The following is a 26,334-nucleotide window of genomic DNA, read 5'->3' as shown; positions in this document are numbered from 1 at the left end:
CTACTCCGGCGCTTACGTAGAATTCAACATTCCAGTGCCAACCGACAGCGCCCGAAGCGGACTGGCAACAGCGAGTTCTTAACAGACTATTTCTTCAAGTTCTCCCGAGCTCGCCACATCACCACGGCGTCGTTCGAGGGCGCTAAAGTCAGGCCGACAAAGGTGTCAACAAGCTCTTGCGACACTTCGCTCGCAGCCGCGAACGCCCTCGAGTTCTTCATCGCACTATAGAGATAGCCGGCGCCCACCGAAGCAAACCACGAGGTCCATGAACCGAACTTGGCATCAAGCGCGTCAGTTGCCAATTTTGTCACCAAGCTCATGGCGACGGTATCCGCCTGCCACTTGACGAGGAAATTCCGCCGACTCTCGAATGCACGTACCTCGTCATTGAGCTTTGCCACCAAGTCCCTTAGTTCATCACCGTTCGCTGGTCCGCTGACCAACCCCATAGCTACTTGACGAAATCGAGACACGGAACTCGAGCCGAAATTTTTGGCCACTTCTATTGGCGGAATATCCGTTACGGCTAGCAGTCCCTCGACAACCGTATGCATTCGGTTTGCCAATGGTTCCTGCGGGATATGACGACTCCGACTAACATGGCTAGCAATAATCGATGCGTTATGTGTTTCGTCGAATCCTCCCATTTGCCGCGGCACGTATGCTGCGCCTAAACCCATCGACCACTCCATCGCAGCACCGACCACGGACATCTCGAGCCGTGCATCTATCCCGCGAAGCCGATAGAGCACTTCTCCGAGGAAGGCACCAAAGCCAATTCGGTATGCCGCGTTGGCTCCTCGCACGGCGTACTCTAAGCCATGTTGTGTCAGGGAGGACGAGTATGTGGAAAGAAGCACCTTAAATGCCTCTTGCGTTGCACTTTGATGCAGAAGGCGCAAGACAGCCGTTCGCTCACCAGTCGAAAATGGACCGTACAGCAACGGATCCTTTCTTTCCCCGTTCCGCACAACGTGCATCGCGAGATCTCGGCTGAGCACAACTCCGTCGTCTGACTGCGCGGTGGCCGCCAGAATGACGCTTTCCGGGTATCGACTCATAGATGCAGGCAGCACAAGTCTTACGCGCCCGGACGCCGCCATTACTTCCAGCTCCGATAGCGTTAGTCGGTGACGGCTCATCCACGTCAAATCCTCGCCAGGTACGATGTTGACGACGTCATACAATGTGAGCAGTTCAGCGAGTTGCACTGGACTCTCATCGCGCGTGTCGTAAAGACACGCGAAGCGATGCGGAGTGGAGCAAGCTCTCTCAGCCAGAACGTTTTTGTCGCCACGCTTCGCGATAAAGGTGCGCCACGTGTCTTCGTCGCGCTCGACCAGGAGACGGATTTTGTGATTCGTGGATGGCACCGCATGTCGGGTGCCAACCTCAAAAGCATCGCGCGCCATTTGTGGAGCTTTCTGCTCTGGAGAGGGCGGAGCCGTTTGCTCAGCAAACTCAATCTCATCTTGGATGCCCAGCGTAGCGCATGCGTCCCGCACTGCCTGTCGACCCGCGTCATCGATGCCGAAGTGCCGAAACTGCCACCTGCGTGTCTCATGGATATAGTCAATCCCGCCTCTTGGCACCTGCCCCGATATAAGCGCCAACATTTGGTTGGTGTGACTGACGGACAGGGGGCTATAAGTCGACCACATGTCTTCCTGAATCGTCGTCGCTACGTGTACTTGAGTGAATTCAGGTGGCGCACTCTCTACGACTGAGACGTCAGCACTAGCCGGACGAATATTGTGGTCAAAATGTGCCGCAATCTCGGCAAGACGCGTGCCGATGTCTCCAATAACGACGAGAAATTTGAGGCCTTTCTCGAAAAGCGTCGGTGTGAGGGAAAGGTCATGCAGCGCAAGTTGTTGCAGTGCGTACATGGCCCAGCGCCTATGCACTGCAATCAGCGGATGAGCTTGTTCTTCGTGAAGAGGTTCCATCGGCAGATTATTGAGGGCGATTTGATCTAGTCTACGTTTTCACGGCCTCCTCTTTGAGACTCAGTCTCCGAGGCGTGAATAGACGGCATTAGTTGGTGCGTTGGACTGAAGAAGCGAGCATTACGAAACGCGGCATCGGGTTGACGCAGTATCTAAGGGACGAATTTCGAGCTGTGAGCGGCAATACCGCTGAACGCTGCACCCGCACCTCACGCAGACCATCCAAAGAGATGCTCTTGATCCAGATATGCATCTCCGTTCGACGCGTTGCTAGTGTATTTCACCCGGATCGTCCCTTTGCCTTCAGATGAGAACCGTAGTTCCCCCGCCGTGAAATCATGACCGAGTTGATGCTGATTAACGCCATCGGCAACGAATGAATCGAGATGCCATGCCTGCCACTGGCACTTCGCGCGCTTCGAGGCGAATCTCACCGCGACACCCGCTGTAAGCTAGAGCCTTGTGGCGACGTTCATGTAGGGAATCTCATGCAGGTCATCGTAGTGCAAGTCACTCAAGTCGCCGAGTGCCCGCCGGATGTGATCGAGTGTAAATACATCGTTTGTTGCGTATGTCATAGGTATCTCCTGTGAGCCGTACCGGCGCGTTTTTTTGCGCATCAACGACACAATCGGCGACCGAACGTCGTTATTTATAGGCTTGCGTGGACATATACGCGCTCGCGCTCCAGCTCAGTCATTTGTTTGCGCTGCTCGTCCGCCAGATCGAGCGTCTCAGCATCGCCGGCGATACGGCGAAACTCTATCTTGCGGTGCGTCTTGAAGATGTCAAAAAAGCCGTCGCCCGGCAGGCCGTCCTTCGCCTTCGCCATCACCGCGGAATAGATGACCTCATTCCATGGTCCAAGTTCTGAGCACGCCTCCTCCAGCGTGTCGTACACATTGGAAGGCGGCGTTTCAGGTGGGAACGCACTGAACAATTGCTTGAAGGTGACCGTTCCGCGCTTCCTGGCTGCGCTGCCAATCATCGCGCGCACAGCACTAACATATCGATTAAGAACCATAGTGGACCGTTGCAATATCAGAGGTGAGCATTGCGCTTGTGATCAACATACGCTGTGATCCGCCCCATACTTTGACGGATCACCGTCGTGCTGGCATATGTTCTCTTACATCCGTAAGGGACGCAGTTCTGATGACATCGCCTGGACGCAACCAGACCCTGCGAGCATCGTCGGGTCAGGGGTTTTGTTTTTCTGCGCCAACTTTATCGCATCGGCGGATACGAGGGATGGGTCGAAGGGCTGCCGGCAAAGAAGACGAATACCTCCGAAGCCATACCTAACGTATCCGGTGGCAATATTTGTTTTTTCACCTTTATGAGTTGGTACACCGGCAGCGTCAAGTGCCGCAGTGAGACTGGGCTGCAAGATCTGAAAACTTTGCTGTTCGTTGCTGTAGATGCCGGCTAGTCGCATGACCGTAGAAGAAACGGGCACAAAAAGCGCTGCGCCGGACACTACGATGTACGAAAGCAGAAAGGCCCCAAGCGAAGCCAGCTTAAGGGGTTGGTAAAAGCCCGGCCTCCAGGTACGAGCGTTAAGATACATGATTGCAGGCAGCAGGCTAACGGCCGTTGTGCCAATGAATACGGCGAACACGAGCAGTTTCTCGAGCCAACCGCCGTCTGCATATCGCTCCGCGATGTGCAGAGTAATCAGGAGAGGAATCGATGTCGCTGTCAGTGCCAAAATGGCAGCTAGAGCCAAGCCACCAGCGTGGACTGCATGGATAGGAAATTTTGCACCACCCTTTTGAGGAACATCTAATGATATACCGTTATAGATTCCAAAAGAAAATGCTGCAAGAAAGGCCATCACGAACATGATCCAGACCTGGCTCGTGTCCAGCTCAACCACCAAGACAAATCCAGCGAGCCATCCAATAGTTGCACATAGAAATAACCGTGGAACCGCTTTCGGAAGAGTGCGTTCCTGGCGGTAGTTCCACATGGTGCTAATCAGAAGCAGCGAGGGAGCGATGAACTGCAATAGGACAGCGATCGCGATAAGCGTCGCCGCAATAAAAAGAAAGATCAAACCGCTGCCTGACATCGCCGAATCCTGGAACAAGCTTGTCCAATGTATTGACCGCAGATAACTCCAAACGAATAGAGCCGCTGGAAGCAACGAAACAGGAGCGACTTTCCATGCGACGTCGAGTGTATCTTTGACCATCGCGATGGTTTCTTTGTACATGTCTTTTCGGCTCACCGCAGGCTGCTCTGAAACTGCGTCGTCCGACGTACTCTTGCGGATTTCGTGAACTGCGTGGTCGTTTGAGGACGGTGCTGCATCAAACTTACCCGATGAGGAAACTGAATGCAGCGTGCCATTTGGCAGTAAATTTTCTCCGGCAGAACGGGCATCGCTCGCCGGTTTTCGACGGTCATCCTTCATCTTAGTTCTCCATACTTTATCTTCGTTGTGTACAGCGCCCATCCGAGCAATGCGCAAGAAACACAGCGCTACGCCAACTACTTTGTAGCCGCTAGCCTGTTGAGATAGTCGGTACACTAATGGCGTCGCTCAGACCTAGTTGTTACGAGACGCGATCCGCGAATTCGGAGCAAACTCGATCGGCAAGGATATGCGCATGACGATGCGGACTTTCTATGCGGATCATCAATCGTGTCGCGCCAGCTACATGCGGAAGGGCCCGCTTACCCCAAAAACCAGCGGCGCAATTTCCTCCAGATACTATTCTCGGCATGTCGTTCCTGGGCAGTGGTCGCAGGCGCTTCTGTCGATGGAGAATGCGAGCTGTCAGTTTCCTGACAAGGTTGCGCATAGAATTTCGCCTTCGCCCTCCTATCGCGGTGTTGCTCGGCATCGATCTTTGCTTTATCCCACGGCCCCGCTTCGATGACCTTGTTGCGTCTGATCACGTAGTGCGACTGGCACGGCAGATTCCAGCTACCAACGGAGGGCCAAAGCGAGATCGCTTCACCGTTGAAGGTCAGAGTCCAGTCGGTCGGCGTCAATGGTGTGACTACCTCGTGACCGCAACCGCAGCAGCAGCTGTGAACGACTGTGCCGTACTCCATCGATACGTAAAGGACGCCTGGCTCCAGCTCGCGAGGAATGCTTGTAACGAAGCGGGGTTCGAGCTGCTTGAAGCGAATCATGTCTGCTCCGCATTCAGCAGCATGTTGCCGTCTGTCGTGTATGTGCAGTGATGCTCGCTCTCGAGATCGCGGTAGAAGCCTCTGAGCTTTTTCCACTTAATGACGGCGAGGGCGGCGTTGAGCATATTCAGGTCGGCGACCTGGATATTCGATGCATACAAATTTTCATTACCCCCGCCTTCAAACGAGACGCGCTCCCTGACGTGTTCCCGCTTTTCGGGGGTACTGGCGGTAACGCGCAAGATACCACCGAGCGTGCCATCGACCAGTTCCAGACCCATCCCGACATCAATGAAGGGGGTTCCAAGAGCTTCTAGCTTTTGCACGACGAAGCGCTTCGACTCTCCCGCATCCATGCATATGAAAGCGAACGTTATGCGGTCCAGCAAGTTAGCCGTACTCGCATCGAGCTGAACTGCATGCGGCAAGATGTAGCGATGCATTCTCGAGTAAATACTGGCGAGATAATCCACTTTCTTCGGCAAATCGCGGAGCATTTCTATTGAAGGAGCTCCCGGGGCGCGGAATGCGTTGTGCTGAAGAAAGTCATCGCCGTCGATCAGCAGAATCTCGCGCACCGGTGTTTTCGCGACCTGGTCCAGTACGTAGGAGCCGGTGCCACCTACACCAATGATTGCGATACGCTCGCTTTCCAGCCGGGCGGTAAGGTGCCGGATCCCAACGCGATCCGATGCAGTCTCCAGATAGTTGAATACGCTATCCTCGTCGACGTCGGGCTGCTTGTACACGCGCGGCGTGGCACCTGGCTTCACAACTGCCGCAGGACCGGCCACGATCGTGGCGTACGTGGACATTTTCTGAAAGTAGTCTGCATACCCCTCCTGCGGTCCCGGTTTGCTCGAAAGCAAGTGCTTTCCAAGTAGCAGCGGATCTGGCGGTATTGTCCCTCCAGGTGTGATGCCTTGGATTGGCGTTCCGTCGGCATTGCAAGGAAACTCTCCGTAGAATTCGACGGTGTGGGGCTCGGGTTTCTGCGTGATATCTCCCGACAGGCAGAGACTGGACGTGATCGTGCCGAGCTTCACTTCGCGCCGCGCGTTAACGTAGGGAACCTCGTGCATCACGAGACACCCTCCTGTGATGCGCATGGCATACCCGTCCTCGCGAAGACGCTTGAGGTCGGAATTAAGATTGAACAGTGCGGCCGACATTGAAGATGCTCCCATTTTTTACTTCAACACTGCCGCCAGCAGCCAGTTCACCGCTATGGGGCTTCGAAACGACCCCGCGGTAGGTAATCGAATACTTGATGTTGGGCATCGGCGGCTCGCCCGGATATGCGATTGCAACCAGTTGTTCAAACGTCACGTTACGGTCGTTGACCTCGACTTCGCGACCATTGACAACGATTTCGATGCGTTTAGGCCCGTTGATGGAGCGCTCGTCGGCGCCATCAAAGCTCTGCTGGGTTTCCATATGCTCAATCCCTTTCACGTTTGGGTGGATAAGGCATCCATCCCCTCTAACCGAGCGCGGACCTGAGCATCTAATTCTGATTCAATGATGCTGTTTAAGCTGGCCTGCACATCTGGAGCGGACACGGAACCAAGCGTATCACATCATTTCTGCTTCATGCAAGCAGTTTAATCAGAATCAGTGGATAGCGATGTACTTGTATTCGATACCGCCACTGCTGGCGATGTCCTCGACGCGCAGAATGTAGCCGTCGTCGACCAGCTTTTTCAGCCGGGTACTCGCATTTTGTACGGAAAGGTCAAGGTCGGCAGCCACTTGGGAGGCTAGAACGGATCGGTGTTTCAGCACGTAGTTCAGCAATTCCCGGCTAGAAGAGCTCATCTCCGGGCCAATTACCTCAAAGGAGTCGCCTCGCCAGATTACTAGCGGCTGCTCCTTTGCCTGAGCGGCATACTTCCAATTGTCTATCAGATCGCGATCGTCCAGATGTTCGAGAAACAGTCCTCTCTCTCGTCGGAATTGCTTGGCAATCGAAAGCACGCTTTCGCGCGGGAACGACGCGTCTGTTGCCTCGATCCCTTCCAACGAAATGCCGAGCACACACGCGTCGGGATGCTTGCTAATGAATTCTGAAAGCTTTTGGTAAACTTCCTTCCCTTGGACGTTCCCAAACGGTTGGGACGTCGTGGTGAAATCGCGGAGCTTGACACGGAGGGCAGTCTGGTTCATCCGCGTAATTTAAAGAGAGTCATCGGGTACCGTCAAGCAAAAAGTCGAAACAGACGTGGGTGCCACGAAGCTCGCGCAAATCGAGTTGATGAGAAAACTCGAGGTTCCCGTGCTTGTTGTAGTGGACCTTGACCTCGAATGTCTCTTGCCGGACCGAGATACGAGCATTGAATTTGTAGGCTACATCCCCGCTCCTCTTCAGTCCGAGGCCGCGTGCCTCGTCTTCGTTGCTGCTGATGCCGCCATTCCGGAAAATCTCCTGAATGAGTGCCACACCAGCGTGCAGGCCCGACGCGCGGATTGCCGTCGCAACTTTCGGGTATCGGGTTTCGAGTACGGGTGCCAGCGTCCCCAAAATTCCGCGGCCACTATCAGATATGACCGCCTGGATGTGCGGCTGGCGGCTCCTTGGATAAAACTGCAACGCCGCAAAGCCGGGAATCGGTGAGTCCGAGTGGTCCCTCACATTGCCAAACAGTTCCGAAAGCACGGTGAAGGCCCCTACCGAATACTGCGCACCCGCACAGCTAACGAAGCTCTTCTGCAGACGACCAGGGATATCCTCATCAGGCGAGACAGGATCAATCATCGCCACTTCCACGACTCCGTTATTGCCGCCTTTGTACAGGCCGGCTTTCGACATCTCCGGCCTGGAAGGAATAATAGAGATCGACGGATCGAGGAAGTCAAAAAAGCCAATCCGGTTGAAATAGTCGAGTGTGGAGTGGCAATCACTGAAGTCGACGGAGACCTTCTTCTCGGCATGTACCAGTTGATTGCAAAGAGCAAGTAGGCGAGCCGTGGCCTCCAGAAGAAGCTTGCTATCCTTCGCGAGTACGAACACTACGTGCTCGCACTTGCTAACGAGTGCAGACTCAGACGACGTCAACGCGTCTTCAAACAGGTCCGCTGTCAGCCATTTCCCAGCAGGTAGCTCAATGCGAAGTTCGCCAGCCTTCGCCAACGACCAGCCGTAGGCGGCATCCTGCACAAAAAGCTCCGGATGGTCATGCATGTACGCGCTGACTGCACTCTTGTCCTCGCCAATTTTGCTTGCGATCACACGAGCTTTTATCCCCGGCTCTTTCTTCAATATCTTTTCTATCTTTTTGTACATGATCCAGCTACCGGTAATGTAATTAATTCGTGGCCGTCTTTATCCTAGCACCAAATTCGTTTGCCTCCGCAAACGGCCAACGCCACCCTCGCCAAGCCGTAACCGATGCTCAGTTGCTTGCTTTACATCTGTAAGCTCGGTATCGAGGTACGTGCGTGAACTTCAAAGAAGTACGGCGCGGTACGCAACGAATGTTTGGGATTTCATCGATCGCCGGCATGAAGTGGCTTCACCTTGCGTGCATCCATTCATGCTAGCCAGCCTTTACGATAAGCGCGCGCATCTATCAGCGCGTGATGCTCGCGGTTGTCTGTTGAATAGTGAACCATTACGGCATTGTGATACGCCAAAGTATCGATTTGCGGCCGGAGATCAGTTCTTGAACTCGTCAAAAAAAGTTGTGTCGACAACGTAGGTTTGTACGGGCCGCAGTCCGAGCTCAAGATGAGCGAGCATGTCAACAAGCTTCTCACCATCGATAAGTTCAATTGGCGGGACGCCGTCGCGGCTTGCTTCACGACGTGCTTCCGCCGTAAATGTTCCCGTTGTGATGATTATGCCCTTGTCGGTTCGCCCAGACATTGCTCCGCGGAAGTCACGAACTTGTGATGGCGACACCGACTTCGCGTAGCGCTTGCATTGAAAGAGGACTTTAAACGACACGAGTGGATTGATTTGTAGCGTGCCGTGCCCATCGATACCCCCATCACCACTGCTGCCTGTGACAACCACTTGCACAAAGCCGGCCTCACGAAGAAGTCGTTGAGATAACCGTTCAAAGCCAGATGCTGGCAAATTCTTAAGTGTTTGAATGAGTTGGTAGCGGTAGTCGTTTGTGACTACGTTTGCGGGCTCCAAGCTTTCCTCTGCGATGGGCTCGGAGCTATCAGCCCGCGCTCGACGCTCCTCGGCAAAAATGCGGTTCCATTTTGTAGCTAAGTTGCGAGACTGATCTATCGAAAGGTTCGTGCGACGACCGGTCTCGGTGAGCGCCCAGACCCCACGTCTCGACGAATCAACTAAACCCTCCCTCACAAGATAGAGCCTTGCCCATCGTATCCGATTGCGGAAGCGTCCTTCCCCTGAGGACAGAATTTCGTTTTGCGCCTCGTCTGAAATATTGAGATCGTGAGCAATACGCTCCACAACTTCGTCCGGTGTACCGGACCCGCCAAGCGCCCTGAGCGCGTCTAATGCAGGCCCCATGTAGCGAAATATTGAAGCGATGTCTTTCTTCTCTTTTGCCATCGTTATATGCGTTTTCGGAAAACAAGCACCCGTTGATTCGTGGAGCACCCCGAGACAAATATGTCGCGGACGTCGAGAATATTACTTCTTCAGCTGACGAGTGTGGGGGACGGCTCTTAGAAAAAAGACCCATAAATCTCTCGACTTATGGGTCCGACTTTCTCGCGCTATGAGGTTACTTAGAGCCTAGGTTAAACATCAATATTCCCCGCCCGCAACGCATTCGACTCAATAAACGCCCGCCGCGGCTCGACGTCATCCCCCATCAGCGTAGTAAAGATCCCATCCGCCGCGATCGCGTCTTCGATCTGCACACGCAGCAGACGCCGCACGGCCGGATCCATCGTCGTTTCCCACAGCTGCTCGGGGTTCATCTCGCCGAGCCCCTTATAGCGTTGTTTGGAGACGTTGCGTTCAGCATCCGCCAACAGCCACTTCATCGCGCTCTTGAAGTCCGCCACGGCCATGCTGCGCTCACCGCGCTTGATAACCGCGCCTTCCCCAATAAGCCCCTTGAACGTATTCGCGGTGGTCACGAGTTGCTGATAATCCGCCGTGTGCTGGAATTCCTGGTCGATGACCGAAACCCGCACGTTGCCGTGATGCGTGCGCTCGACATGCAGCGCCCGCTGTTCGCGAACCGGGTCATACGAAGGCACCACGCGCACTTCGTTCTTCAAAGCCTCGTCATGCAACGCAGCGTGAAGCGCCTTCGCCGACGCCTCAGTCGAAGCCTCGGTGGAGAGATCGATCACAACCCCATCCATGACCGCTTCCAGCGCAGCCGGGTCATACAACCGGCTCAACCGCTCGATCACGCTTTGCGACAGCAGATACGACCGCGCCAGCTCCCCAAGCGCATCACCCGAAATCGCCGCAGCATTCTCACCCGGCACCAGCTCCGACCCTTGCAGCGCCAACCGCAGCATATGCGCGTTGAGCTCCACGTCATCCTTCAGATACCGCTCGTCCTTGCCCGCCTTGATCTTGTAAAGCGGCGGCTGCGCGATATACACGTACCCGCGCTCGATCATGTCCGGCATCTGGCGATACAGGAACGTGAGCAGCAGCGTCCGGATGTGCGCACCGTCGACGTCCGCGTCGGTCATGATGATGATGCGGTGATAGCGGAGCTTCTCGAGGTTGTAATCGTCCTTGCCGATCCCGCACCCGAGCGCGGTCACGAGCGTGACGATCTGCTCCGACGACAGCAGCTTGTCGTAGCGCGCCTTCTCGACGTTCAGCACCTTGCCGCGCAGCGGCAGGATCGCCTGGAACTTCCGGTCACGCCCTTGCTTCGCCGAACCACCTGCCGAGTCACCCTCGACGATGTAGATTTCGCACTTCGCCGGGTCTTTCTCCTGGCAGTCCGCGAGCTTGCCGGGCAGGCCGACGCCGTCGAGCACGCCCTTGCGTCGCGTCATTTCCCGCGCCTTTCGCGCAGCATCCCGCGCCCGAGCAGCCTCAACGATCTTCCCGCAGATGATCTTCGCGTCGATCGGCGTTTCCAAAAGGAATTCTTCCAGCGCCTTCGCCACAACTTCCTCAACCGGCGCACGAACTTCGGAAGAAACCAGCTTGTCCTTCGTCTGCGAGCTGAACTTCGGCTCCGGCACCTTCACGGACAGCACGCACGACAGCCCTTCGCGCATGTCGTCGCCGGTCGTCTCGACCTTCGCCTTCTTCGCGATTTCGTTGTCGGTGATGTACTTGTTGATGACGCGCGTCATCGCGGCCCGCAGACCGGTCAGGTGCGTGCCGCCGTCGCGCTGCGGAATGTTGTTCGTGAAGCACAGCACGTTCTCGTTGTAGCTGTCGTTCCACTGCATCGCGACTTCGACACCCACGCCGTCCTTCTCGCCGTTCGCGAAGAACACGGTCGGGTGCAGGTTGGTCTTCGTCTTGTTGATGTACTCGACGAAGCCCTTCACCCCGCCGGCGAACGCGAAATCGTCTTCCTTGCCCGAGCGCAGGTCGGTGAGGCGAATCCGCACGCCGTTGTTCAGGAACGAGAGTTCACGCATCCGCTTCGCGAGGATGTCGTAGTGATACTCGACCGTGCCGAAAATGGTCGGATCGGCCATGAAGTGCACTTCGGTGCCGCGGTTCTCGGTGTCGCCGGTCACGAGCATCGGCGACACTTCCACGCCGTCCACCACCTCGATCACGCGATCCTGCGCGACGCCGCGGTGGAACTCCATGAAGCGCTTCTTGCCGTCGCGGCGCACGGTGAGGCGCAGCCAGCTCGACAGCGCGTTCACGCACGACACGCCCACGCCGTGCAGGCCGCCCGACACCTTGTAGCTGTTCTGGTCGAACTTGCCGCCGGCGTGCAGCTCGGTCATCACGATCTCGGCGGCGCTGCGCTTCGGCTCGTGCTTGTCGTTCATCTTCACGTCGGTCGGAATCCCGCGGCCGTTGTCGGTCACGGAAATCGAATTGTCGGCGTGAATCGTCACGTGGATGTCGTTGCAATACCCGGCCAACGCTTCGTCGATCGAGTTGTCGAGCACCTCGAACACGAGGTGGTGCAGACCGGTGCCGTCCGACGTGTCGCCGATGTACATCCCGGGGCGCTTGCGCACCGCTTCCAGACCTTCGAGGATCTGGATCGACGAGGCGCCGTAGCTGCTGTTATCGGGTTGCGAATTGTGCTGTTCACTCATGGATATCTTCCGGTTCTGCGGGGCCACTCTCGTGGCGGCGCGGTGCGTTTCAGCGAGGGAAATCGCCGGCCGCTCCAGTTTCCTGGCCCGCCCCAAGTGCCGAAAAGGCACTAAAAGGGCGGGTTGTCGGTTCGCCATAAAAACGCCAAAGGGGCTTGCCGCCCCCTGGTGTGTGTCGCGATGTCGAGCGCGTCAGATGCGCATCGGCATCACGACATACTTGAACTCGTCGTTCTCGGGCACGGTGATCAGCGCGCTCGAGCTGGCGTCGCCGAGGCTCACCTGCACGGTGTCGACCTTCAGGTTCGCGAGCACGTCGAGCAGATACGTGACGTTGAAGCCGATGTCGACGGTATCGCCCTGGTAGGCGATTTCGAGTTCTTCCTGCGCCTCTTCCTGATCGGCGTTGGTCGACATGATCTTCAGCTGGCCCGGCGCGATGATGCAGCGCACGCCCTTGAACTTGTCCGAGGTCAGGATGGCCGCGCGCTGCAGCGAACGCTGCAGTTCTTCACGGCCGATCTCGAACGTGTTCTTGTGCGCCTTCGGGATCACGCGCTGGAAGTCGGGGAACTTGCCCTCGACGAGTTTCGACACGAGCTCGACCTGGCCGAACGTGAACTTGGCCTGGGTTTGCGCGATGTCGATGGTGACGGTGTCGTCGATGTCTTCGAGCAGGCGCTGCAGCTCGAGAATCGTCTTGCGCGGCACGATGACTTCCTGGCGGCCGAACGTGCCGCCTTCGAGCTTCATCGACGAGAACGCGAGGCGGTGGCCGTCGGTGGCCACGGCCATCAGCTGGTCGCCGTCGACGACGAGCAGCATGCCGTTCAGGTAGTAGCGGATGTCCTGCTGCGCCATCGCGAAGTGCACCATGCCGAGCAACTGGCGGAACGACTTCTGCGGGACGGTCAGCGTGGCGCCGAAATCCTTCGCCTGCGCGACGGTCGGGAACTCGTCGGCCGCCAGCGTCTGCAGGGCGAAGCGGCTCTTGCCCGATTGAACGGTGAGGCGCTTGTCGGCGAGCGATAGCGTGACCTGGCCGTCAGGCATCGCGCGCAGGATGTCGAGCAGCTTGCGGGCCGCGACGGTGGTCGCGATCTGGTCGCCGCCGACGCCGAAATCGGCGCGCGTGGTGATCTGCAGCTCCAGGTCGGTCGACAGGAATGAAACGTCCGGGCCGTTCTTGGTGATCAGCAGGTTGGCGAGGATCGGCAACGTATGGCGGCGTTCGACGATGCCGCTGACCGTTTGCAGCGGCCTGAGGAGGGTGTCTCGTTCGGTCTTGACCAGTTGCATAGAGTTCCTTCGTTGAGTAACGGCCTGCAGCGCAGCAGCCACGCAGCGCCCCGCCGGCCGGGCTCTTGGCCCGCCACCACCGGGGCGGTCAAACCAGTATTGTGCCTCAAAACCGAACCGCCCCCCTTAAATTGGGGCGGAGGCCGAATTATCAAGCGCGGTGCGCGCGCTCAGCCCTTCAGCGTCTGTTCCAGCACGTGCAGCTCGTGGTTGAGCTGCGAGTCCTTGCTGCGCTCGTCGGCGATCTTGCGCACCGCGTGCAGCACGGTGGTGTGATCGCGCCCGCCGAACAGCTCGCCGATTTCCGGCAGGCTCTTCTGCGTGAGTTCCTTCGCGAGATACATCGCAATCTGTCGCGGCCGCGCGATGTTCGCGGGGCGCTTCTTCGAGTACATGTCGGCGACCTTGATGTTGTAGAAGTCGGCGACGGTCTTCTGGATGTTCTCGACCGAAATCTGCCGGTTCTGCACGGTCAGCAGGTCCTTCAGCGCTTCCTTGGTCAGCTCGATCGAGATCTCGCGGCCGTGGAACTTCGAGTACGCGAGGATCTTGCGTAGCGCGCCTTCGAGTTCGCGCACGTTCGAGCGCAGGTGCTTCGCGACGAAGAACGCGACGTCTTCCGACAGGTTCACGCCTTCCGACTGCGCCTTGCGCATCAGGATCGCGACGCGCATTTCGAGTTCGGGCGGCTCGATCGCGACGGTGAGGCCCGAGTCGAAGCGCGAGATCAGGCGATCGTCGATGCCGGAGATTTCCTTCGGATACGTGTCGCTGGTGATGATCACCTGCGCCTTGTTCGCGACGAGCGCCTCGAATGCGTAGAAGAATTCCTCTTGCGTGCGCGACTTGCCGGAGAAGAACTGGATATCGTCGATCAGCAGCAGGTCGAGCGAATGGTAGTAGCGCTTGAAGTCGTCGAACGCCTTGCGCTGGTACGCCTTCACCACGTCGGACACGTATTGCTCGGCGTGGATGTAGCGGATCCGCGCGCCGGCCTTGTCGAGCAGCAGCTGGTTGCCGATCGCGTGGATCAGGTGGGTCTTGCCAAGGCCGACGCCGCCGTACAGGAACAGCGGGTTGTACGAGATGCCCGGGTTGTCCGCGACCTGAATCGCGGCGGCGCGCGCGAGCTGGTTCGCCTTGCCGGTCACGAAGTTGTCGAACGTGAGCACCGGATTCAGCTTCGAACGTTCGTACATCGAATCGGCTTCACCGCCGTTCGCGGGTGCGGCGCCCGGGCCCGGGCGCCACGTGCGGCGGCCAGCCGCGGCTTCGTGCGCGGGCAGGCTCGGCAGGTCGATGTCGGCGTCGTCGGCGTTCAGGTGGTGCGCGGCGGCCGCCGACGGCGTCATCGGCACGTCGGCCGGCGCGCTGGGCGCGGCGGCGGCATGCGCGGTCAGGTTGGCGGCGATCGCGGCGACCGTCGCGGCCGGGCCGCTCGGCGCCAGCGGCGCGCGCGGGGCGGCCGGTGCGGCGCCCGCGGGCGTGCTGCGCATGCCCGCCTTCGGATCGAGGATGAACTGGACTTCGATCGGCGTGTTCCAGAATTCACGGGCCAGATCGGCGATCCGGCCCGAAAACTGGCTCTTGACCCAGTCCAGCTTGAAACGGTTCGGCGCGGCGATGGACAGCGTGTTCGCCGACGCATCGAAGGCCACCGGGGCCAAGGGTTTGATCCACGTCACGTACTGCTGGGGCGTCAGCTCGCGCTCCAGCAGTGCGGAACAGTGTTGCCAGAAATCGTTCATCAAGTAACTGTCGTTTTTTGCGTGCACAGCGCGGCTCGCCGGCGCCCTTGTCGCGGTCGCGCAACAAGGCCCGAAGCGGTCGTGCGAGCGTGCGTCGGACGCCTGCGTCACAGTGTTGGAGGGGCGGGCGCGAGCCGAAGCGGCGTGCGGGATTCTTGGAGATAAGGCGAGATTCTAACGCCAAACGCGGCCACAGCGGGACTTATCCACAGGCTGTGTTTGTGGGTCGCGGGGCCGGATCGGAGCGGCCCGGCACAGGCAAGCGACTCCTAAAGTATTGACCGTCAAGAGAAAAACGGTTTAAATAGCGGGTTCCGCGAAAACCAATCCTGTATTCCCGGCGATTGCGTTCGCCCGAATGCCTCCGGTTAAGGGCACGCGGTCCCCTGAATTTCGACATTCTCGAACAAGTGAGAACATCATGAAACGTACTTACCAACCGTCCGTGACGCGCCGCAAGCGCACCCATGGCTTCCGTGTCCGTATGAAGACGGCAGGTGGCCGCAAGGTCATCAACGCTCGCCGCGCGAAGGGCCGCAAGCGCCTCGCCATCTAAGGCAGGTTGCGCGCTGTGTCCGCCGTCCGCAGTCCTGCGGAAGGTGCCGTCGAGCCGGGTGCGAATCCGTCGCAGACGAAAGCCGCCTTCCCGAAAGCTGCGCGACTTCTGAAAACGGATGAATTTTCATCCGTTTTTCGTTTGCGCCCCTGGCGGCGCTCCGCGCACTTCGTGATCTACGGCAAGCCGACCGGGCAGCCCGCGCGTCTGGGGCTTGTCATCGGCAAGAAGTATGCGCCGCGAGCGGTCACCCGTAACCTCGTGAAGCGGCTGGCGCGCGATCAGTTTCGCCTGCGCCGCGCCGAATTCGCCGGTTACGACCTGCTGCTGCGGCAGCACACGCGCTTCGACAAGAAAGCGCTGCCGAGCGCGGCTTCCGCCCCGCTCGCGGCGATGTGCGCGGCCGAAATCCGCGAACTGCTCGACAGGGCAGTCCGGGAAATCGCGCGCCGTGCGTCGAAGCCCGCGTCCGAGTGACGCATCCGTGCCCCGGCGCGGCGTTCGCGCCCGCCCGGCCGGTTTTGACGCGGCGTCGTACGGCGCCGCCCAAGGTATGGAAACGGTATTGATCGCCTTGCTGCGCTTCTACAAGGTTGCCGTGAGCCCGATGCTCGGCAACCGTTGCCGTTTTTATCCTTCCTGTTCGGATTACGCGCGCGAGGCAATCCAGTATCATGGCGCCGCGCGCGGCACGTATCTCGCCGTCAGGCGCGTGTGCCGATGCCATCCGTTTTCCGCGGGCGGCATCGACCTCGTCCCGCCGCCCAATTCCGACACTCGCGCTCGCGGCGAAGCCGACGCGCGGTCCCATCGACTCTGAGACAACGCATGGATATCAAACGCACCGTCCTATGGGTGATCTTCTTCATGTCAGCTGTCATGCTGTACGACAACTGGCAGCGGGACCATGGACGCCCGTCGATGTTCTTCCCGAGCGCCACGCAGACGGCCCCGGCCGCTGCCGGCGGCGCATCGGGCACGGGCGCGACGACGACCGCAGGTGACGTGCCTGCCGCCGCGGCCGGCGCCGCACCGTCGACCACGGCCCCGGCCGCGCAGGCGCAGCTCGTGAAATTCTCGACCGACGTGTACGACGGCGAAATCGACACGCGCGGCGGCACGCTCGCGAAGCTGACGCTGAAGAAGCAGGGCGACGGCAAGCAGCCCGACCTGTACATCACGCTGTTCGACCACACGGCCGGCCATACGTACCTCGCGCGCACGGGCCTGCTCGGCGGCGATTTCCCGAACCACAACGACGTCTACACGCAGCTGAACCCCGGCTCGACGTCGCTGACGGGCGACCAGAACACGCTGAAGCTGTCGTTCGAATCGCCGGTGAAGGGCGGCGTGAAGGTCATCAAGACCTACACGTTCACGCGCGGCAGCTACGTGATCGGCGTCGACACCAAGATCGACAACGTCGGCACCGCCCCGGTCACGCCGACGGTCTACATGGAACTCGTGCGCGACAACACGGCCGTCGAAACGCCGATGTTCTCGCATACGTTCCTCGGGCCGGCGGTCTATACGGACGCGAAGCATTTCCAGAAGATCGACTTCAGCGACCTCGACAAGAACAAGGCGAACTTCGAGAAGTCCGCCGACAACGGCTGGGTCGCGATGGTGCAGCACTACTTCGCGTCGGCCTGGATTCCGCAGCAGGGCGCGAAGCGCGACATCTACGCTGAAAAGATCGATCCGGCGCTGTACCGCGTCGGCGTGAAGCAGCCGGTCGCCGCGATCGCGCCGGGCCAGTCGGCCGACGTGCAGGCGCGCCTGTTCGCCGGTCCGGAAGAAGAGCGCATGCTCGAAGGCATCGCGCCGGGCCTGGAGCTCGTGAAGGACTACGGCTGGGTGACGATCATCGCGAAGCCGCTGTTCTGGCTGCTCGAGAAGATTCACGGCTATGTCGGCAACTGGGGCTGGGCGATCGTGCTGCTGACGGTGCTGATCAAGGCCGTGTTCTTCCCGCTGTCGGCTGCAAGCTACAAGTCGATGGCGCGCATGAAGGAAATCACGCCGCGCATGCAGGCGCTGCGCGAACGCTTCAAGAGCGATCCGCAGAAGATGAACGCCGCGCTGATGGAGCTGTACAAGACCGAGAAGGTCAATCCGTTCGGCGGCTGCCTGCCGGTCGTGATCCAGATCCCGGTGTTCATCTCGCTGTACTGGGTGCTGCTCGCATCGGTCGAAATGCGCGGCGCGCCGTGGATTCTGTGGATTCACGACCTGTCGCAGCGCGATCCGTTCTTCATCCTGCCGGTGCTGATGGCCGTGTCGATGTTCGTGCAGACGAGCCTGAACCCGACGCCGCCGGACCCGGTCCAGGCGAAGATGATGAAGTTCATGCCGATCGCGTTCTCGGTGATGTTCTTCTTCTTCCCGGCAGGTCTCGTGCTGTACTACGTCGTGAACAACGTGCTGTCGATCGCGCAGCAGTACTACATCACGCGCAAGCTCGGCGGCGTGAAGAAGAAGCCGGCCTGACGTCAGTCGTACTCGTGGGCGGCCAGCCGCCCGCGAGGCACGCAAAAAAAGCCGCATGGTTCATGACCATGCGGCTTTTTGTTTCCTCGGCGGCGGCGCGGGCGGTTGCTGCTGCTCAGGCCTTCTTCGCTTCGAGTTTCGGATCGCCGTAGAACTGCTCGACCAGTTCCTGAACCAGGTAGCGCTGATGCGGGGACAGCGCCTCGATCTTCGAAGCAAGTTCGATCGTCTCGGGTGTCGGCGGATAGCGTTCGTCGCGTGGCAGCGGTTGCGGCGTCGGATGTTCGACCACGCTCGGCGACGGCCCGTAATGCAGCCAGTGCACTTCGACGCGCAACCATTCGGCCAGCGTTTCGAGTTTGTCCGACGTCGGGATCGTGCGGCCCGTCAGCCATTTGTGCGCGGTCTGCGGCGAAACGGGATGCGTTCCGCGGTGGCGCAGATTGAATCGGTTCGCCAGTTCCGTCGCGCCCGTGACCTTCTCCGGGCTGCGCCGCAGGGCGAATTTCAGGCGTTCCGAGAACGCGGCTTTTTCTTCGGATGTCGGCATGAGGGAGATTGTGCAATTTCATCGCCGCATCTCAGACAACCATATGGGATAAACGTATCTCATTCGGATGAATCCCAGCCCGGATCAGGATGGTCGATGAAATTGAGGGACGCAGTGTCGAGCCGCTCCAGCAAACATACTTGTCCGAAATGGTCGGTGTGTCGTGACACCGAAGTCATACTCGGCTTATCCCCGGCGGGATAAATTCGGGCAAATCCGAATCGGGCGCCGCGGCCGGTGGCTTATAAGCCCGCACGCTACAATGCCGGCGTTCCTTTGCCCGAACTGTTGCGCGGGCGCACCATTGACTCGCTGATTACCCGATTGCTCCGATTGCCATGCTCGCTACCGATTCCGATCCGATCGTCGCCATTGCCACTGCTGCCGGTCGGGGCGGCATCGGCGTCGTCCGCGTGTCGTTCGGGCGCGGCGGCGAGGCGGCCGCGCTGCCGCTGATCGACGCGTTGTGCGGGCAGAAGCTTGCGCCGCGCCATGCGAGCTACGTGCCGTTCCTCGACGCGCACGGCGCGCCGCTCGACCGCGGGATCGCGCTGTATTTCCCTGCGCCGCATTCGTATACCGGCGAGCACGTGCTCGAGCTGCAGGGGCATGGCGGGCCGATCGTGATGCAGTTGCTGCTGCAGCGCTGCCTGGATGCGGGGCGCGGCTTCGGGCTGCGGCTCGCGGAGCCGGGGGAATTCACGCGGCGTGCGTTCCTGAACGACAAGCTCGACCTCGCGCAGGCCGAGGCCGTTGCCGACCTGATCGAGGCGAGCACCGAGGCGGCGGCGCGCTCGGCCGGGCGTTCGCTCGACGGCGCGTTCTCGCGGCAGATCCATGCGCTCGTCGACGACGTGATCACGCTGCGGATGCTGGTCGAGGCGACGCTCGATTTTCCGGAGGAGGAAATCGACTTCCTCGAAGCGGCCGACGCGCGCGGCAAGCTCGCGAAGATCCGCGCGCAGCTCGCGCACGTGCTCGGCGATGCGCGGCAGGGCGCGCTGTTGCGCGAAGGGCTGTCGGTCGTGCTGGCGGGGCAGCCGAACGTCGGCAAGTCGTCGCTGCTGAATGCGCTGGCGGGCGCCGAGCTGGCGATCGTCACGCCGATCGCCGGCACGACGCGCGACAAGGTCGCGCAGACGATCCAGGTCGAAGGGATTCCGCTGCACATCATCGATACGGCCGGGCTGCGCGAGACGGAGGATGAAGTCGAGCGGATCGGCATCGCGCGCACGTGGAGCGAGATCGAGCGCGCGGACGTCGTGCTGCATCTGCTCGATTCGCGCACGGGGATGACGCCCGATGACGCAGTGATCGCCGCGCGGTTTCCGGGCGGCGTGCCGGTGGTGCGCGTGTTGAACAAGACGGATTTGACGGGCGTGCCGGCGTGTGTCGAGCATCCGGCGGCGGAAGGCGATCTGACCGAGGTCCACCTGTCGGCGAAGCGCGGCGACGGGATCGACATGCTGCGCGCGGAATTGTTGCGGATTGCGGGATGGCAGGCGGGGGCCGAAGGCGTCTATCTGGCGCGCGAGCGGCATCTGATCGCGCTGCGAGCCGCGCAGGAACATCTCGCGCAGGCGGCGGATCACGCGGAGCAGCGCGCGCAGTCGCTCGATCTGTTTGCCGAGGAACTGCGGCTCGCGCAGGAGCAGCTCAATGCGATTACCGGGGAATTCACGTCGGATGATCTGCTGGGGGTGATTTTCAGCAGGTTTTGTATTGGGAAATAAAAGACCGCATTGTTTTTAAAAATAAAAACACCTGAGAGGTGACGCCCTTGCGCCGCTCATGAAGAAGGATCGTGTGTGGCGACGACAAAAATATACGGTTTTTGACATTTCTCGATGCAATCGATTGATTGCCTATTTTCCGTCGTCTTTCATAAGACAAAGATCAATGTCTCGGCCTGCGTGTCAGCCGCCCGATGTGCTCGACACTCCTTGAATGGCGATACACGCCGGGCGGCGAAGGCGGAGACGCCTTTTCGGCGACGCAGATTTGTCTCGGTTTATTTGTCGGATCATGCGGAATATGCATCAATTTCGGGTGTCGATTTATTGAGATATCCGGTGCGGATTGGACAAATCCCGTGGAGACGCTTGCGATATTGAATCGACACTGTAATTCTCGAATGACGCCATTCGTCCCTGAATGGCGGAAGTGCTCGACTTTGACGAGTTCTATTTCGAGGAAAGCATGTTCGATCACAACCACTACGTTCCAGTATTGAAATGGCGTCAAGGGGAATACCTTGCGCTATCCCGATTGGCGGCGACCGTCATGGATTGGGTAACACCGTTGTTCGAGGTGCCGACGGAGGCTTGGGACTTTGAAGCTGAAGCGCCAGCCAAGAGCCTCGACGAGCACTTGAGCAAGTTTGGCATGCGACTCAAACAGAAATGGGATACGCGACGTTGTTTTGTCGATTCTCCGTTTATCGACGGCGACGCATGTGTCGAGAGCGGCGCACATCATCTGGCCCATATCTTCGACTTGGCGCGTGCCGCCGGAGCCATGCCCGTTCCGGTGTTTGGATTGGACCGTTCCGAAGCGTACGTGGCTGCCGTCAGGACGATTGTCGATCGCGATGGGCGTGGAGCCTGCCTTCGATTGACGCCGGACGACTTCGGTATTTCGATGCGTGCGGAGGTGAACGCGTTGCTGGAGGGAATCGGAATAGGGGAGGGCGCGTGCGATCTCGTACTCGATTGCGCGGCCGACATTGCAACCAGCCCGAAGATGCAGGCATTGGTGTGGAAGGGACTGCTCGACGAATTGCCCAAGTTCGACGAGTGGCGGTCCGTCACGATTGCCGGGACATCGTTCCCGCAGAGGTTGCCGTCGGCGTCGTATCGACCGTCGGGCCGGATCAAGCGTCATGACTGGCTTGGCTACAAATCCCTTGTCGGAATGCTGCCTGCCGGCACACGCGTGCCGACTTTCGGTGACTACGCCGTGGCGCATCCGGAGACCGAACTGATCGATCCACGCATGCTCGATCCGACTGCCAGGGTGAAGTACACCATCGACGATGAGTGGTTCATCGCGATGGGCGTGCAGGTCAAGAAACACGGGCGCGCGCAGTACGCCGATATCTGCCGGAGCATCGTGTCCGCCCGGCCGCCGATCTTCATGGGCCGCGCTTACTCACACGGTGATCAATTCATCGAGGACTGCGCGAGCGGCAGGGGAAGTACCGGTGGTGCATCGACCTGGCCGATGGTCGGAAGCAACCATCATGTCACGAAGGTTGTGAGGGATGTCGCCACCTTGTTCGGCGCTTCAACGCTTCCCTGACCTGCGCGCGAAGCGACGACGGAGAAAGGTGTTGCGTGAGCAGCGTATACAGCGCTTGTCTGCTGCCGCGCAGCGCCTTTTTGTCGGTTTCAAGGGCTTCGAGAATGGCCAGCGCTTCGTTACGCCACAGAAGATGGGCGACATGGAAGGGGGAAATGCCGGGGTTCATTGACGCGGCGCGCTCGGTCTCGATGTGAACCGCTCCGCGTGGGCCGACATGCGACACCTTGATGCCCCACCATGGTGGAAGCAGGGGCGCCGCTTCGACGAAGTGCCGTTCGCTCACGACGAGCGTCGCCTTGTCGAGCGCTCGCGAGTAGGCATCGATCTGCAGCGGAAGACGGTGCAGTGTGTCGGTATCGCTTTTCAGCTCATATCCGTGAATGACGCCATTGATCACCGCGATGTCGACCCTGCATGCGCCGTGTTCGAGCCCCAACTCTTCCACGACGAGCACGTTGGGGTTCGACAGCGGCTCTGCAAGGACCTTTTTCATGACAGCGGTTCGAACGTCGCGATCGCGTGTTGCGATACGAGGCGTTTGATTGCCGTTTGAAAATTTCGCCACGGTGGAGGGCCCTTGAATCGGTATGCAGCGGGGCATGTTAACACAGGGGGAGGGGGCCTTTATCCCCGCTGTCGTCAGGCCGATCCTGCGTCGGTCTCATGCCTGATGGCGAAATTGGGACGCCCGTCGATGCGAGGCCGGACGTTTAATCCCAATGACGATGATGGTGATAATACCCGCCTCCACCGTAATACCCGCCACCATCAGGCACCACGACACAGCCGCTCAACAACACGGCGACGCCGGCAATCAGCAAAAGGGTCTTCTTCATCGCGTTCACCTGCTCGGATTCAATATGAAACCCAGCATAGCGAGCGGCTCCGGCCCGGGCTGTAAGCGATCGTATCCCCGCGCCGCAATCCGTAACGGTGGATTATTCCGGTCACAATGACCGTAACAATTGGCCAAACAGCAGACGTTTCAGGCGACGACGACCCGGTTTCGCCCCGTATCCTTCGCCCGATACAGCGCGGCATCGGCGGCTTCGATCAACGCGTCGGGAGTCGACAGATCGTCGGCCGACACGGTCGCGCAGCCGACGCTGACGCTCACGCGTCCGGCCGGCGAGTCGGGCATCGCGAGGTCGAGCCGCAGCACCGCGTCGCGCACTTCGTCGGCCACCACGCGCGCACCGCGCGCGCCGGTGTTCGGCAGCACGATCGCGAATTCCTCGCCGCCGTAGCGCGCGACGATGTCGGCGGGCCGCCGCACCGCGCCGGCCAGTGCATTCGCGACGGCGATCAGGCACGCATCGCCCTTCACGTGACCGAACGCATCGTTGTACGCCTTGAAGTGATCGACGTCGACCATCAGCAGCGACAGCGGTTCGCCTTGCCGCCGCGCCTGCAGGAACAGCGTATGGAAATGATCGTTGAAGTGGCTGCGGTTGAACGCGCCCGTGAGCCCGTCGCGCGCGGACGAGCGGATCAACGTCGCGTGCGCTTCGAACAACTGCTGATACAGCATCGTCACTTCCCACGCGAGCACGCACACGAGCACGCCGGGCGTGAACATGCTGAACACGCGCGCGACATACCAGCCGACCGTGAAGCGGTTCGTGCTCAGCAAGTTCAGCGTCGTATCGGTGAGACACGCGAGCACCGCGATCGCGAGCCACAGATCGAGTGTCGTGCGCAGCCGGCCGGTGACCACGACGGCCACGAGCGCGAGCAAATTGAGGATCCACACGACGAGCGCAATGCCGTTGACGGGCAGCACGGCAGCGTCGCGGGGCGGATGGAACGCGGGCGGCAGCGAGACGTTCAGCGCGAGCGCGCACAGGAGCGCTGCGGTGATCGCCGGGCCGCCGACGAGCGCAATCGTCCAGCGGCGCGTCTCCTTTGCGCCGATCGGGGTGCGCGTCAGTCGCTCGCGAGCGAACAGCGCGGCCATCACGAAGCACGGAAAGCCGGCATGCCAGAAGATCCACATCCATGCGGCGCTTTGCGGGCGTGCGCCGAGCAGGCCATGCGGGGCGAACACGCCGGGAAAGGTGAGCAGTTGCAGCGCGACGGCGAGCGCGGTGAACGCATAGGCGCCGCCGAGCGCACCGAGCACAGGCTGGCGCGTGACGGTGAATTGCGCGCCGAGGAAGAACGCCGCGATGCTCGCGGTCGTGAACACGGTGAGCGCGCACATCGGCATGAACGGCTCGACGGGCGGCAGCGCGACGTTCGCGTGCGGCGCGGCGATCCCGAGCGTGAGCAGGATGACGAGCGCCGTCAGCGCGCCGAACCACAGCTGACGTTGCGTCGTGTGCTGGATCAGGATGCCTTCCATGGGGTCCCCCGGACACGCGTGCGAAGCGCCCGATCTTGCGCCGGGCGGCACGCATCCCGATCGCGGCGCGACCGGTGCGGCCCGATCCTATCGCGTTATTGGCATCCGCTCAAATGCCGAGCCCCGGGCCGAAGTTGCCGGCGACGCAGCGCGTGACGGCATCGACGTCCGCGTAGTCCTGTTCGGGCAGGCCGTCGAGCATCGACAGCACCTCGTTACTGGCGCCGGCGTCGCGCGCGGCATCGACGATCGCATCCTTGTTCGCCGGATAGCGGACGGCCGCCAGCACATCGGCGATCTGCAGGTCGATCGTTTCGTTCGGGATATCGTGCGGAGGAATGGCGGGCTTGTCGTTCACGTCGGTGTCTCGCGGGTTGGGCGGGAATCGGATCGCGCGCAAGGGCTGTACCCGCGTCGCATACGACCCGGCCCGGATGCCCGGCCGGCGCGGGCTGCGGACCGGCGGTAAGAAGTCAGTGCCCGCGCCGCACGCGGCGCCACGGATGCTTCCAGTCGATGTGCGGGGCGTTCTCGTCGCGCGGATGCTGGCGGCGATGCTCCTGCCAGAGTTCGTCGGAAAATAGCGCAGCCACGATGACGAGCGGCAGCACGAGGAAAATTCCGAGTATGACTTGCTCGATCACGATAGCCTCCTTGCGGTGGCAGGAACCCTTGCTCCCATTCTAGGCTCTGAACTGCGCCCGCGTTCAAATTCTTACAGTGCGAAACGGGCCCGGACGTGGCCGCGCCGCGCGGGCGTTCCGCGTGTGCGCCGGCATCAAAAGGGACATGACCATGCAACTCCAGAACGACACCAACACGCTCGCGCTGCGCCCGCTGGAGCGCCAGGACCTGCGCTTCGTCCACGAGCTGAACAACGACGCGAAGATCATGCGCTACTGGTTCGAGGAGCCGTACGAAACCTTCTCGGAACTGTCGCAACTGTACGACCGCCACGTGCACGACCAGCGCGAACGCCGCTTCGTCGCGGTCGACGCGCAAGACGAACTGGTCGGCCTCGTCGAGCTGATCGAGCTCGACTACATTCACCGCCGCGGCGAGTTCCAGATCATCATCGCGCCGCAATGCCAGGGGCGCGGCTACGCGGGCCAGGCGACGCGCCTCGCGATCGAGTATGCGTTCAAGGTGCTGAACATGCGCAAGCTTTACCTGATCGTCGATACGTCGAATGCGGCGGCGATCCATGTGTACGAAAAATGCGGATTCCAGCACGAGGCGGAATTGAAGGAGGAATTTTTCGGGAATGGCGCGTATCACAACGCTTATCGCATGTGCATCTTCCAGCGTGATTATTTCGAGCGCCAGCAAATCGGGCTGAATAAAGCAGGGTAAACGCCACGCGGACGAAAGGCGCTTGCGACGGGGGCTCGGCGGCGCCGAATGGATGCGGGGAACTACGGATAAATACGGATACGCTTATACCTGGCATTTTTCTTGTTTCAGGTAAATGCGATTGTGCGCCACGGTAAAGTCGAATCGTTTCGGATGACTTTATGTGCGATGCATCAAAATGGTCCGGATAGCGAAATGGATTATCCAAACCGTTCAACCGCAGCATTGTAACTTTGATGAAAGCCTTGCCGGATAACGGTTTCCGCCCGGCGGCGAAGGCCCATCCGCAATTCGGTGGCGCTTGCCACTCGCGCGCGTCGCGCCAAAAGCAGCTTGCGCACGGGGTGCGACAATCCGCCGCTATTGCAGTCGCACAACAAATGTGCTTGCTATCG

At 59.9% G+C, this 26,334-nt stretch carries 25 protein-coding genes; 7 read left to right on the top strand and 18 right to left on the bottom strand.

Features of this window, described 5'->3' with window-relative positions; translation table 11 throughout:
- Positions 1-86: 86 nt before the first annotated feature.
- The 12 genes from CFB49_RS35735 to dnaA all read right to left on the bottom strand — a co-directional run bounded on the left by CFB49_RS35735 (position 87) and on the right by dnaA (position 15,343).
- Positions 87-1,892 (bottom strand): hypothetical protein, encoded by a 1,806-nt coding sequence (locus CFB49_RS35735; protein ID WP_179234910.1) that lies wholly within the window; start codon positions 1,890-1,892, stop codon positions 87-89.
- A 712-nt stretch (positions 1,893-2,604) separates the two neighbouring features.
- Positions 2,605-2,949: a hypothetical protein gene (locus CFB49_RS17195; RefSeq protein ID WP_143329293.1), complete on the bottom strand. Its 345-nt coding sequence runs from the start codon at positions 2,947-2,949 to the stop codon at positions 2,605-2,607.
- A 132-nt stretch (positions 2,950-3,081) separates the two neighbouring features.
- Entirely contained in the window at positions 3,082-4,371 is a 1,290-nt protein-coding gene (locus CFB49_RS17190; protein ID WP_143329292.1) for a hypothetical protein, read from the bottom strand.
- A 263-nt stretch (positions 4,372-4,634) separates the two neighbouring features.
- The gene (locus tag CFB49_RS17185) at positions 4,635-5,099 is read right to left on the bottom strand and encodes a DUF6527 family protein (RefSeq protein ID WP_089491819.1); all 465 of its coding nucleotides are present in this window, start codon (positions 5,097-5,099) and stop codon (positions 4,635-4,637) included.
- A complete protein-coding gene (locus CFB49_RS17180) occupies positions 5,096-6,271 on the bottom strand; it encodes a ThiF family adenylyltransferase (protein ID WP_089491818.1) in 1,176 nt (391 codons plus the stop codon). The genes CFB49_RS17185 and CFB49_RS17180 overlap by 4 nt, the downstream gene beginning before the upstream one ends.
- Entirely contained in the window at positions 6,246-6,536 is a 291-nt protein-coding gene (locus CFB49_RS17175; protein WP_089491817.1) for a multiubiquitin domain-containing protein, read from the bottom strand. The genes CFB49_RS17180 and CFB49_RS17175 overlap by 26 nt, the downstream gene beginning before the upstream one ends.
- Before the next feature lie 177 nt (positions 6,537-6,713).
- A complete protein-coding gene (locus CFB49_RS17170; RefSeq protein WP_089491816.1) occupies positions 6,714-7,265 on the bottom strand; it encodes a winged helix-turn-helix transcriptional regulator in 552 nt (183 codons plus the stop codon).
- Between the two features lie 19 nt (positions 7,266-7,284).
- Positions 7,285-8,382: a hypothetical protein gene (locus tag CFB49_RS17165; RefSeq protein WP_089491815.1), complete on the bottom strand. Its 1,098-nt coding sequence runs from the start codon at positions 8,380-8,382 to the stop codon at positions 7,285-7,287.
- Between the two features lie 372 nt (positions 8,383-8,754).
- Positions 8,755-9,630 (bottom strand): restriction endonuclease, encoded by an 876-nt coding sequence (locus CFB49_RS17160; protein ID WP_089491814.1) that lies wholly within the window; start codon positions 9,628-9,630, stop codon positions 8,755-8,757.
- Positions 9,631-9,821: 191 nt separating this feature from the next.
- Complete coding sequence (gene gyrB, locus CFB49_RS17155) at positions 9,822-12,296, bottom strand: DNA topoisomerase (ATP-hydrolyzing) subunit B (RefSeq protein WP_089491813.1); 2,475 nt, start codon at positions 12,294-12,296, stop codon at positions 9,822-9,824.
- Positions 12,297-12,488: 192 nt separating this feature from the next.
- The gene (dnaN, locus tag CFB49_RS17150; RefSeq protein WP_006490996.1) at positions 12,489-13,595 is read right to left on the bottom strand and encodes a DNA polymerase III subunit beta; all 1,107 of its coding nucleotides are present in this window, start codon (positions 13,593-13,595) and stop codon (positions 12,489-12,491) included.
- 170 nt (positions 13,596-13,765) lie between these two features.
- Complete coding sequence (gene dnaA, locus CFB49_RS17145; protein WP_218828012.1) at positions 13,766-15,343, bottom strand: chromosomal replication initiator protein DnaA; 1,578 nt, start codon at positions 15,341-15,343, stop codon at positions 13,766-13,768.
- 421 nt (positions 15,344-15,764) lie between these two features.
- Between dnaA and rpmH the strand changes: the two genes are divergently transcribed.
- From rpmH to yidC, 4 genes are all read left to right on the top strand, one after another.
- Positions 15,765-15,899 (top strand): 50S ribosomal protein L34, encoded by a 135-nt coding sequence (gene rpmH / locus CFB49_RS17140; protein ID WP_004198824.1) that lies wholly within the window; start codon positions 15,765-15,767, stop codon positions 15,897-15,899.
- 15 nt (positions 15,900-15,914) lie between these two features.
- Entirely contained in the window at positions 15,915-16,376 is a 462-nt protein-coding gene (gene rnpA / locus CFB49_RS17135; protein WP_006489941.1) for a ribonuclease P protein component, read from the top strand.
- 76 nt (positions 16,377-16,452) lie between these two features.
- Positions 16,453-16,719: a membrane protein insertion efficiency factor YidD gene (gene yidD, locus CFB49_RS17130; protein ID WP_006750110.1), complete on the top strand. Its 267-nt coding sequence runs from the start codon at positions 16,453-16,455 to the stop codon at positions 16,717-16,719.
- Positions 16,720-16,727: 8 nt separating this feature from the next.
- Entirely contained in the window at positions 16,728-18,389 is a 1,662-nt protein-coding gene (gene yidC, locus CFB49_RS17125; RefSeq protein ID WP_089491811.1) for a membrane protein insertase YidC, read from the top strand.
- Positions 18,390-18,504: 115 nt separating this feature from the next.
- On the opposite strand, the gene CFB49_RS17120 is transcribed toward yidC, so the two are convergent.
- Positions 18,505-18,939, bottom strand: a complete 435-nt coding sequence (locus tag CFB49_RS17120) for a transcriptional regulator (protein WP_050018236.1) — start codon at positions 18,937-18,939, stop codon at positions 18,505-18,507.
- Positions 18,940-19,277: 338 nt separating this feature from the next.
- On the opposite strand from CFB49_RS17120, the gene mnmE reads away from it, so the two are divergent.
- Both mnmE and CFB49_RS17110 read left to right on the top strand, forming a co-directional pair.
- The gene (mnmE, locus tag CFB49_RS17115; RefSeq protein WP_089491810.1) at positions 19,278-20,672 is read left to right on the top strand and encodes a tRNA uridine-5-carboxymethylaminomethyl(34) synthesis GTPase MnmE; all 1,395 of its coding nucleotides are present in this window, start codon (positions 19,278-19,280) and stop codon (positions 20,670-20,672) included.
- A 421-nt stretch (positions 20,673-21,093) separates the two neighbouring features.
- Positions 21,094-22,239 (top strand): beta family protein, encoded by a 1,146-nt coding sequence (locus CFB49_RS17110; protein WP_249190672.1) that lies wholly within the window; start codon positions 21,094-21,096, stop codon positions 22,237-22,239.
- Here CFB49_RS17110 and CFB49_RS17105 read toward each other — a convergent pair.
- The 5 genes from CFB49_RS17105 to CFB49_RS36340 form a co-directional block, all read right to left on the bottom strand.
- Complete coding sequence (locus CFB49_RS17105) at positions 22,184-22,735, bottom strand: sce7726 family protein (RefSeq protein WP_089491809.1); 552 nt, start codon at positions 22,733-22,735, stop codon at positions 22,184-22,186. The genes CFB49_RS17110 and CFB49_RS17105 overlap by 56 nt on opposite strands.
- A gap of 217 nt (positions 22,736-22,952) precedes the next feature.
- The gene (locus CFB49_RS36805) at positions 22,953-23,078 is read right to left on the bottom strand and encodes a hypothetical protein (protein WP_256979908.1); all 126 of its coding nucleotides are present in this window, start codon (positions 23,076-23,078) and stop codon (positions 22,953-22,955) included.
- Between the two features lie 149 nt (positions 23,079-23,227).
- Positions 23,228-24,586: a sensor domain-containing diguanylate cyclase gene (locus CFB49_RS17100; RefSeq protein WP_089491808.1), complete on the bottom strand. Its 1,359-nt coding sequence runs from the start codon at positions 24,584-24,586 to the stop codon at positions 23,228-23,230.
- Positions 24,587-24,695: 109 nt separating this feature from the next.
- The gene (locus tag CFB49_RS17095) at positions 24,696-24,944 is read right to left on the bottom strand and encodes a DUF2795 domain-containing protein (RefSeq protein WP_050011093.1); all 249 of its coding nucleotides are present in this window, start codon (positions 24,942-24,944) and stop codon (positions 24,696-24,698) included.
- A 115-nt stretch (positions 24,945-25,059) separates the two neighbouring features.
- On the bottom strand, positions 25,060-25,230 hold the full coding sequence (locus CFB49_RS36340; RefSeq protein ID WP_006489933.1) for a hypothetical protein: 171 nt from the start codon (positions 25,228-25,230) through the stop codon (positions 25,060-25,062).
- Between the two features lie 151 nt (positions 25,231-25,381).
- Here CFB49_RS36340 and speG point away from each other — a divergent pair, with 151 nt between their 5' ends.
- Positions 25,382-25,939, top strand: coding sequence for a spermidine N1-acetyltransferase (gene speG / locus CFB49_RS17090; protein WP_069618260.1), 558 nt, complete (start codon positions 25,382-25,384; stop codon positions 25,937-25,939).
- Positions 25,940-26,334 lie beyond the last annotated feature (395 nt).

It is taken from the genome of Burkholderia sp. AU17457 (assembly GCF_002223255.1).
In the GTDB taxonomy this organism is placed as follows: domain Bacteria; phylum Pseudomonadota; class Gammaproteobacteria; order Burkholderiales; family Burkholderiaceae; genus Burkholderia; species Burkholderia sola.
The sequence above is the reverse complement of the archived record's forward strand: the minus strand, read 5'-3'. Positions and strand labels throughout refer to the sequence as shown.

Bases quoted from the DNA above. Each gene is read 5' to 3' on its own strand.
- CFB49_RS35735 (WP_179234910.1), bottom strand. From the start codon at position 1,892: ATGTACGCACTGCAACAACTTGCGCTGCATGACCTTTCCCTCACACCG.
- CFB49_RS17190 (WP_143329292.1), bottom strand. From the start codon at position 4,371: ATGAAGGATGACCGTCGAAAACCGGCGAGCGATGCCCGTTCTGCCGGA.
- CFB49_RS17185 (WP_089491819.1), bottom strand. From the start codon at position 5,099: ATGATTCGCTTCAAGCAGCTCGAACCCCGCTTCGTTACAAGCATTCCT.
- CFB49_RS17180 (WP_089491818.1), bottom strand. From the start codon at position 6,271: ATGTCGGCCGCACTGTTCAATCTTAATTCCGACCTCAAGCGTCTTCGC.
- CFB49_RS17175 (WP_089491817.1), bottom strand. From the start codon at position 6,536: ATGGAAACCCAGCAGAGCTTTGATGGCGCCGACGAGCGCTCCATCAAC.
- CFB49_RS17170 (WP_089491816.1), bottom strand. From the start codon at position 7,265: ATGAACCAGACTGCCCTCCGTGTCAAGCTCCGCGATTTCACCACGACG.
- CFB49_RS17165 (WP_089491815.1), bottom strand. From the start codon at position 8,382: ATGTACAAAAAGATAGAAAAGATATTGAAGAAAGAGCCGGGGATAAAA.
- CFB49_RS17160 (WP_089491814.1), bottom strand. From the start codon at position 9,630: ATGGCAAAAGAGAAGAAAGACATCGCTTCAATATTTCGCTACATGGGG.
- gyrB (WP_089491813.1), bottom strand. From the start codon at position 12,296: ATGAGTGAACAGCACAATTCGCAACCCGATAACAGCAGCTACGGCGCC.
- dnaN (WP_006490996.1), bottom strand. From the start codon at position 13,595: ATGCAACTGGTCAAGACCGAACGAGACACCCTCCTCAGGCCGCTGCAA.
- dnaA (WP_218828012.1), bottom strand. From the start codon at position 15,343: ATGAACGATTTCTGGCAACACTGTTCCGCACTGCTGGAGCGCGAGCTG.
- rpmH (WP_004198824.1), top strand. From the start codon at position 15,765: ATGAAACGTACTTACCAACCGTCCGTGACGCGCCGCAAGCGCACCCAT.
- yidD (WP_006750110.1), top strand. From the start codon at position 16,453: ATGGAAACGGTATTGATCGCCTTGCTGCGCTTCTACAAGGTTGCCGTG.
- yidC (WP_089491811.1), top strand. From the start codon at position 16,728: ATGGATATCAAACGCACCGTCCTATGGGTGATCTTCTTCATGTCAGCT.
- CFB49_RS17120 (WP_050018236.1), bottom strand. From the start codon at position 18,939: ATGCCGACATCCGAAGAAAAAGCCGCGTTCTCGGAACGCCTGAAATTC.
- mnmE (WP_089491810.1), top strand. From the start codon at position 19,278: ATGCTCGCTACCGATTCCGATCCGATCGTCGCCATTGCCACTGCTGCC.
- CFB49_RS17110 (WP_249190672.1), top strand. From the start codon at position 21,094: ATGGCGGAAGTGCTCGACTTTGACGAGTTCTATTTCGAGGAAAGCATG.
- CFB49_RS17105 (WP_089491809.1), bottom strand. From the start codon at position 22,735: ATGAAAAAGGTCCTTGCAGAGCCGCTGTCGAACCCCAACGTGCTCGTC.
- CFB49_RS36805 (WP_256979908.1), bottom strand. From the start codon at position 23,078: ATGAAGAAGACCCTTTTGCTGATTGCCGGCGTCGCCGTGTTGTTGAGC.
- CFB49_RS17100 (WP_089491808.1), bottom strand. From the start codon at position 24,586: ATGGAAGGCATCCTGATCCAGCACACGACGCAACGTCAGCTGTGGTTC.
- speG (WP_069618260.1), top strand. From the start codon at position 25,382: ATGCAACTCCAGAACGACACCAACACGCTCGCGCTGCGCCCGCTGGAG.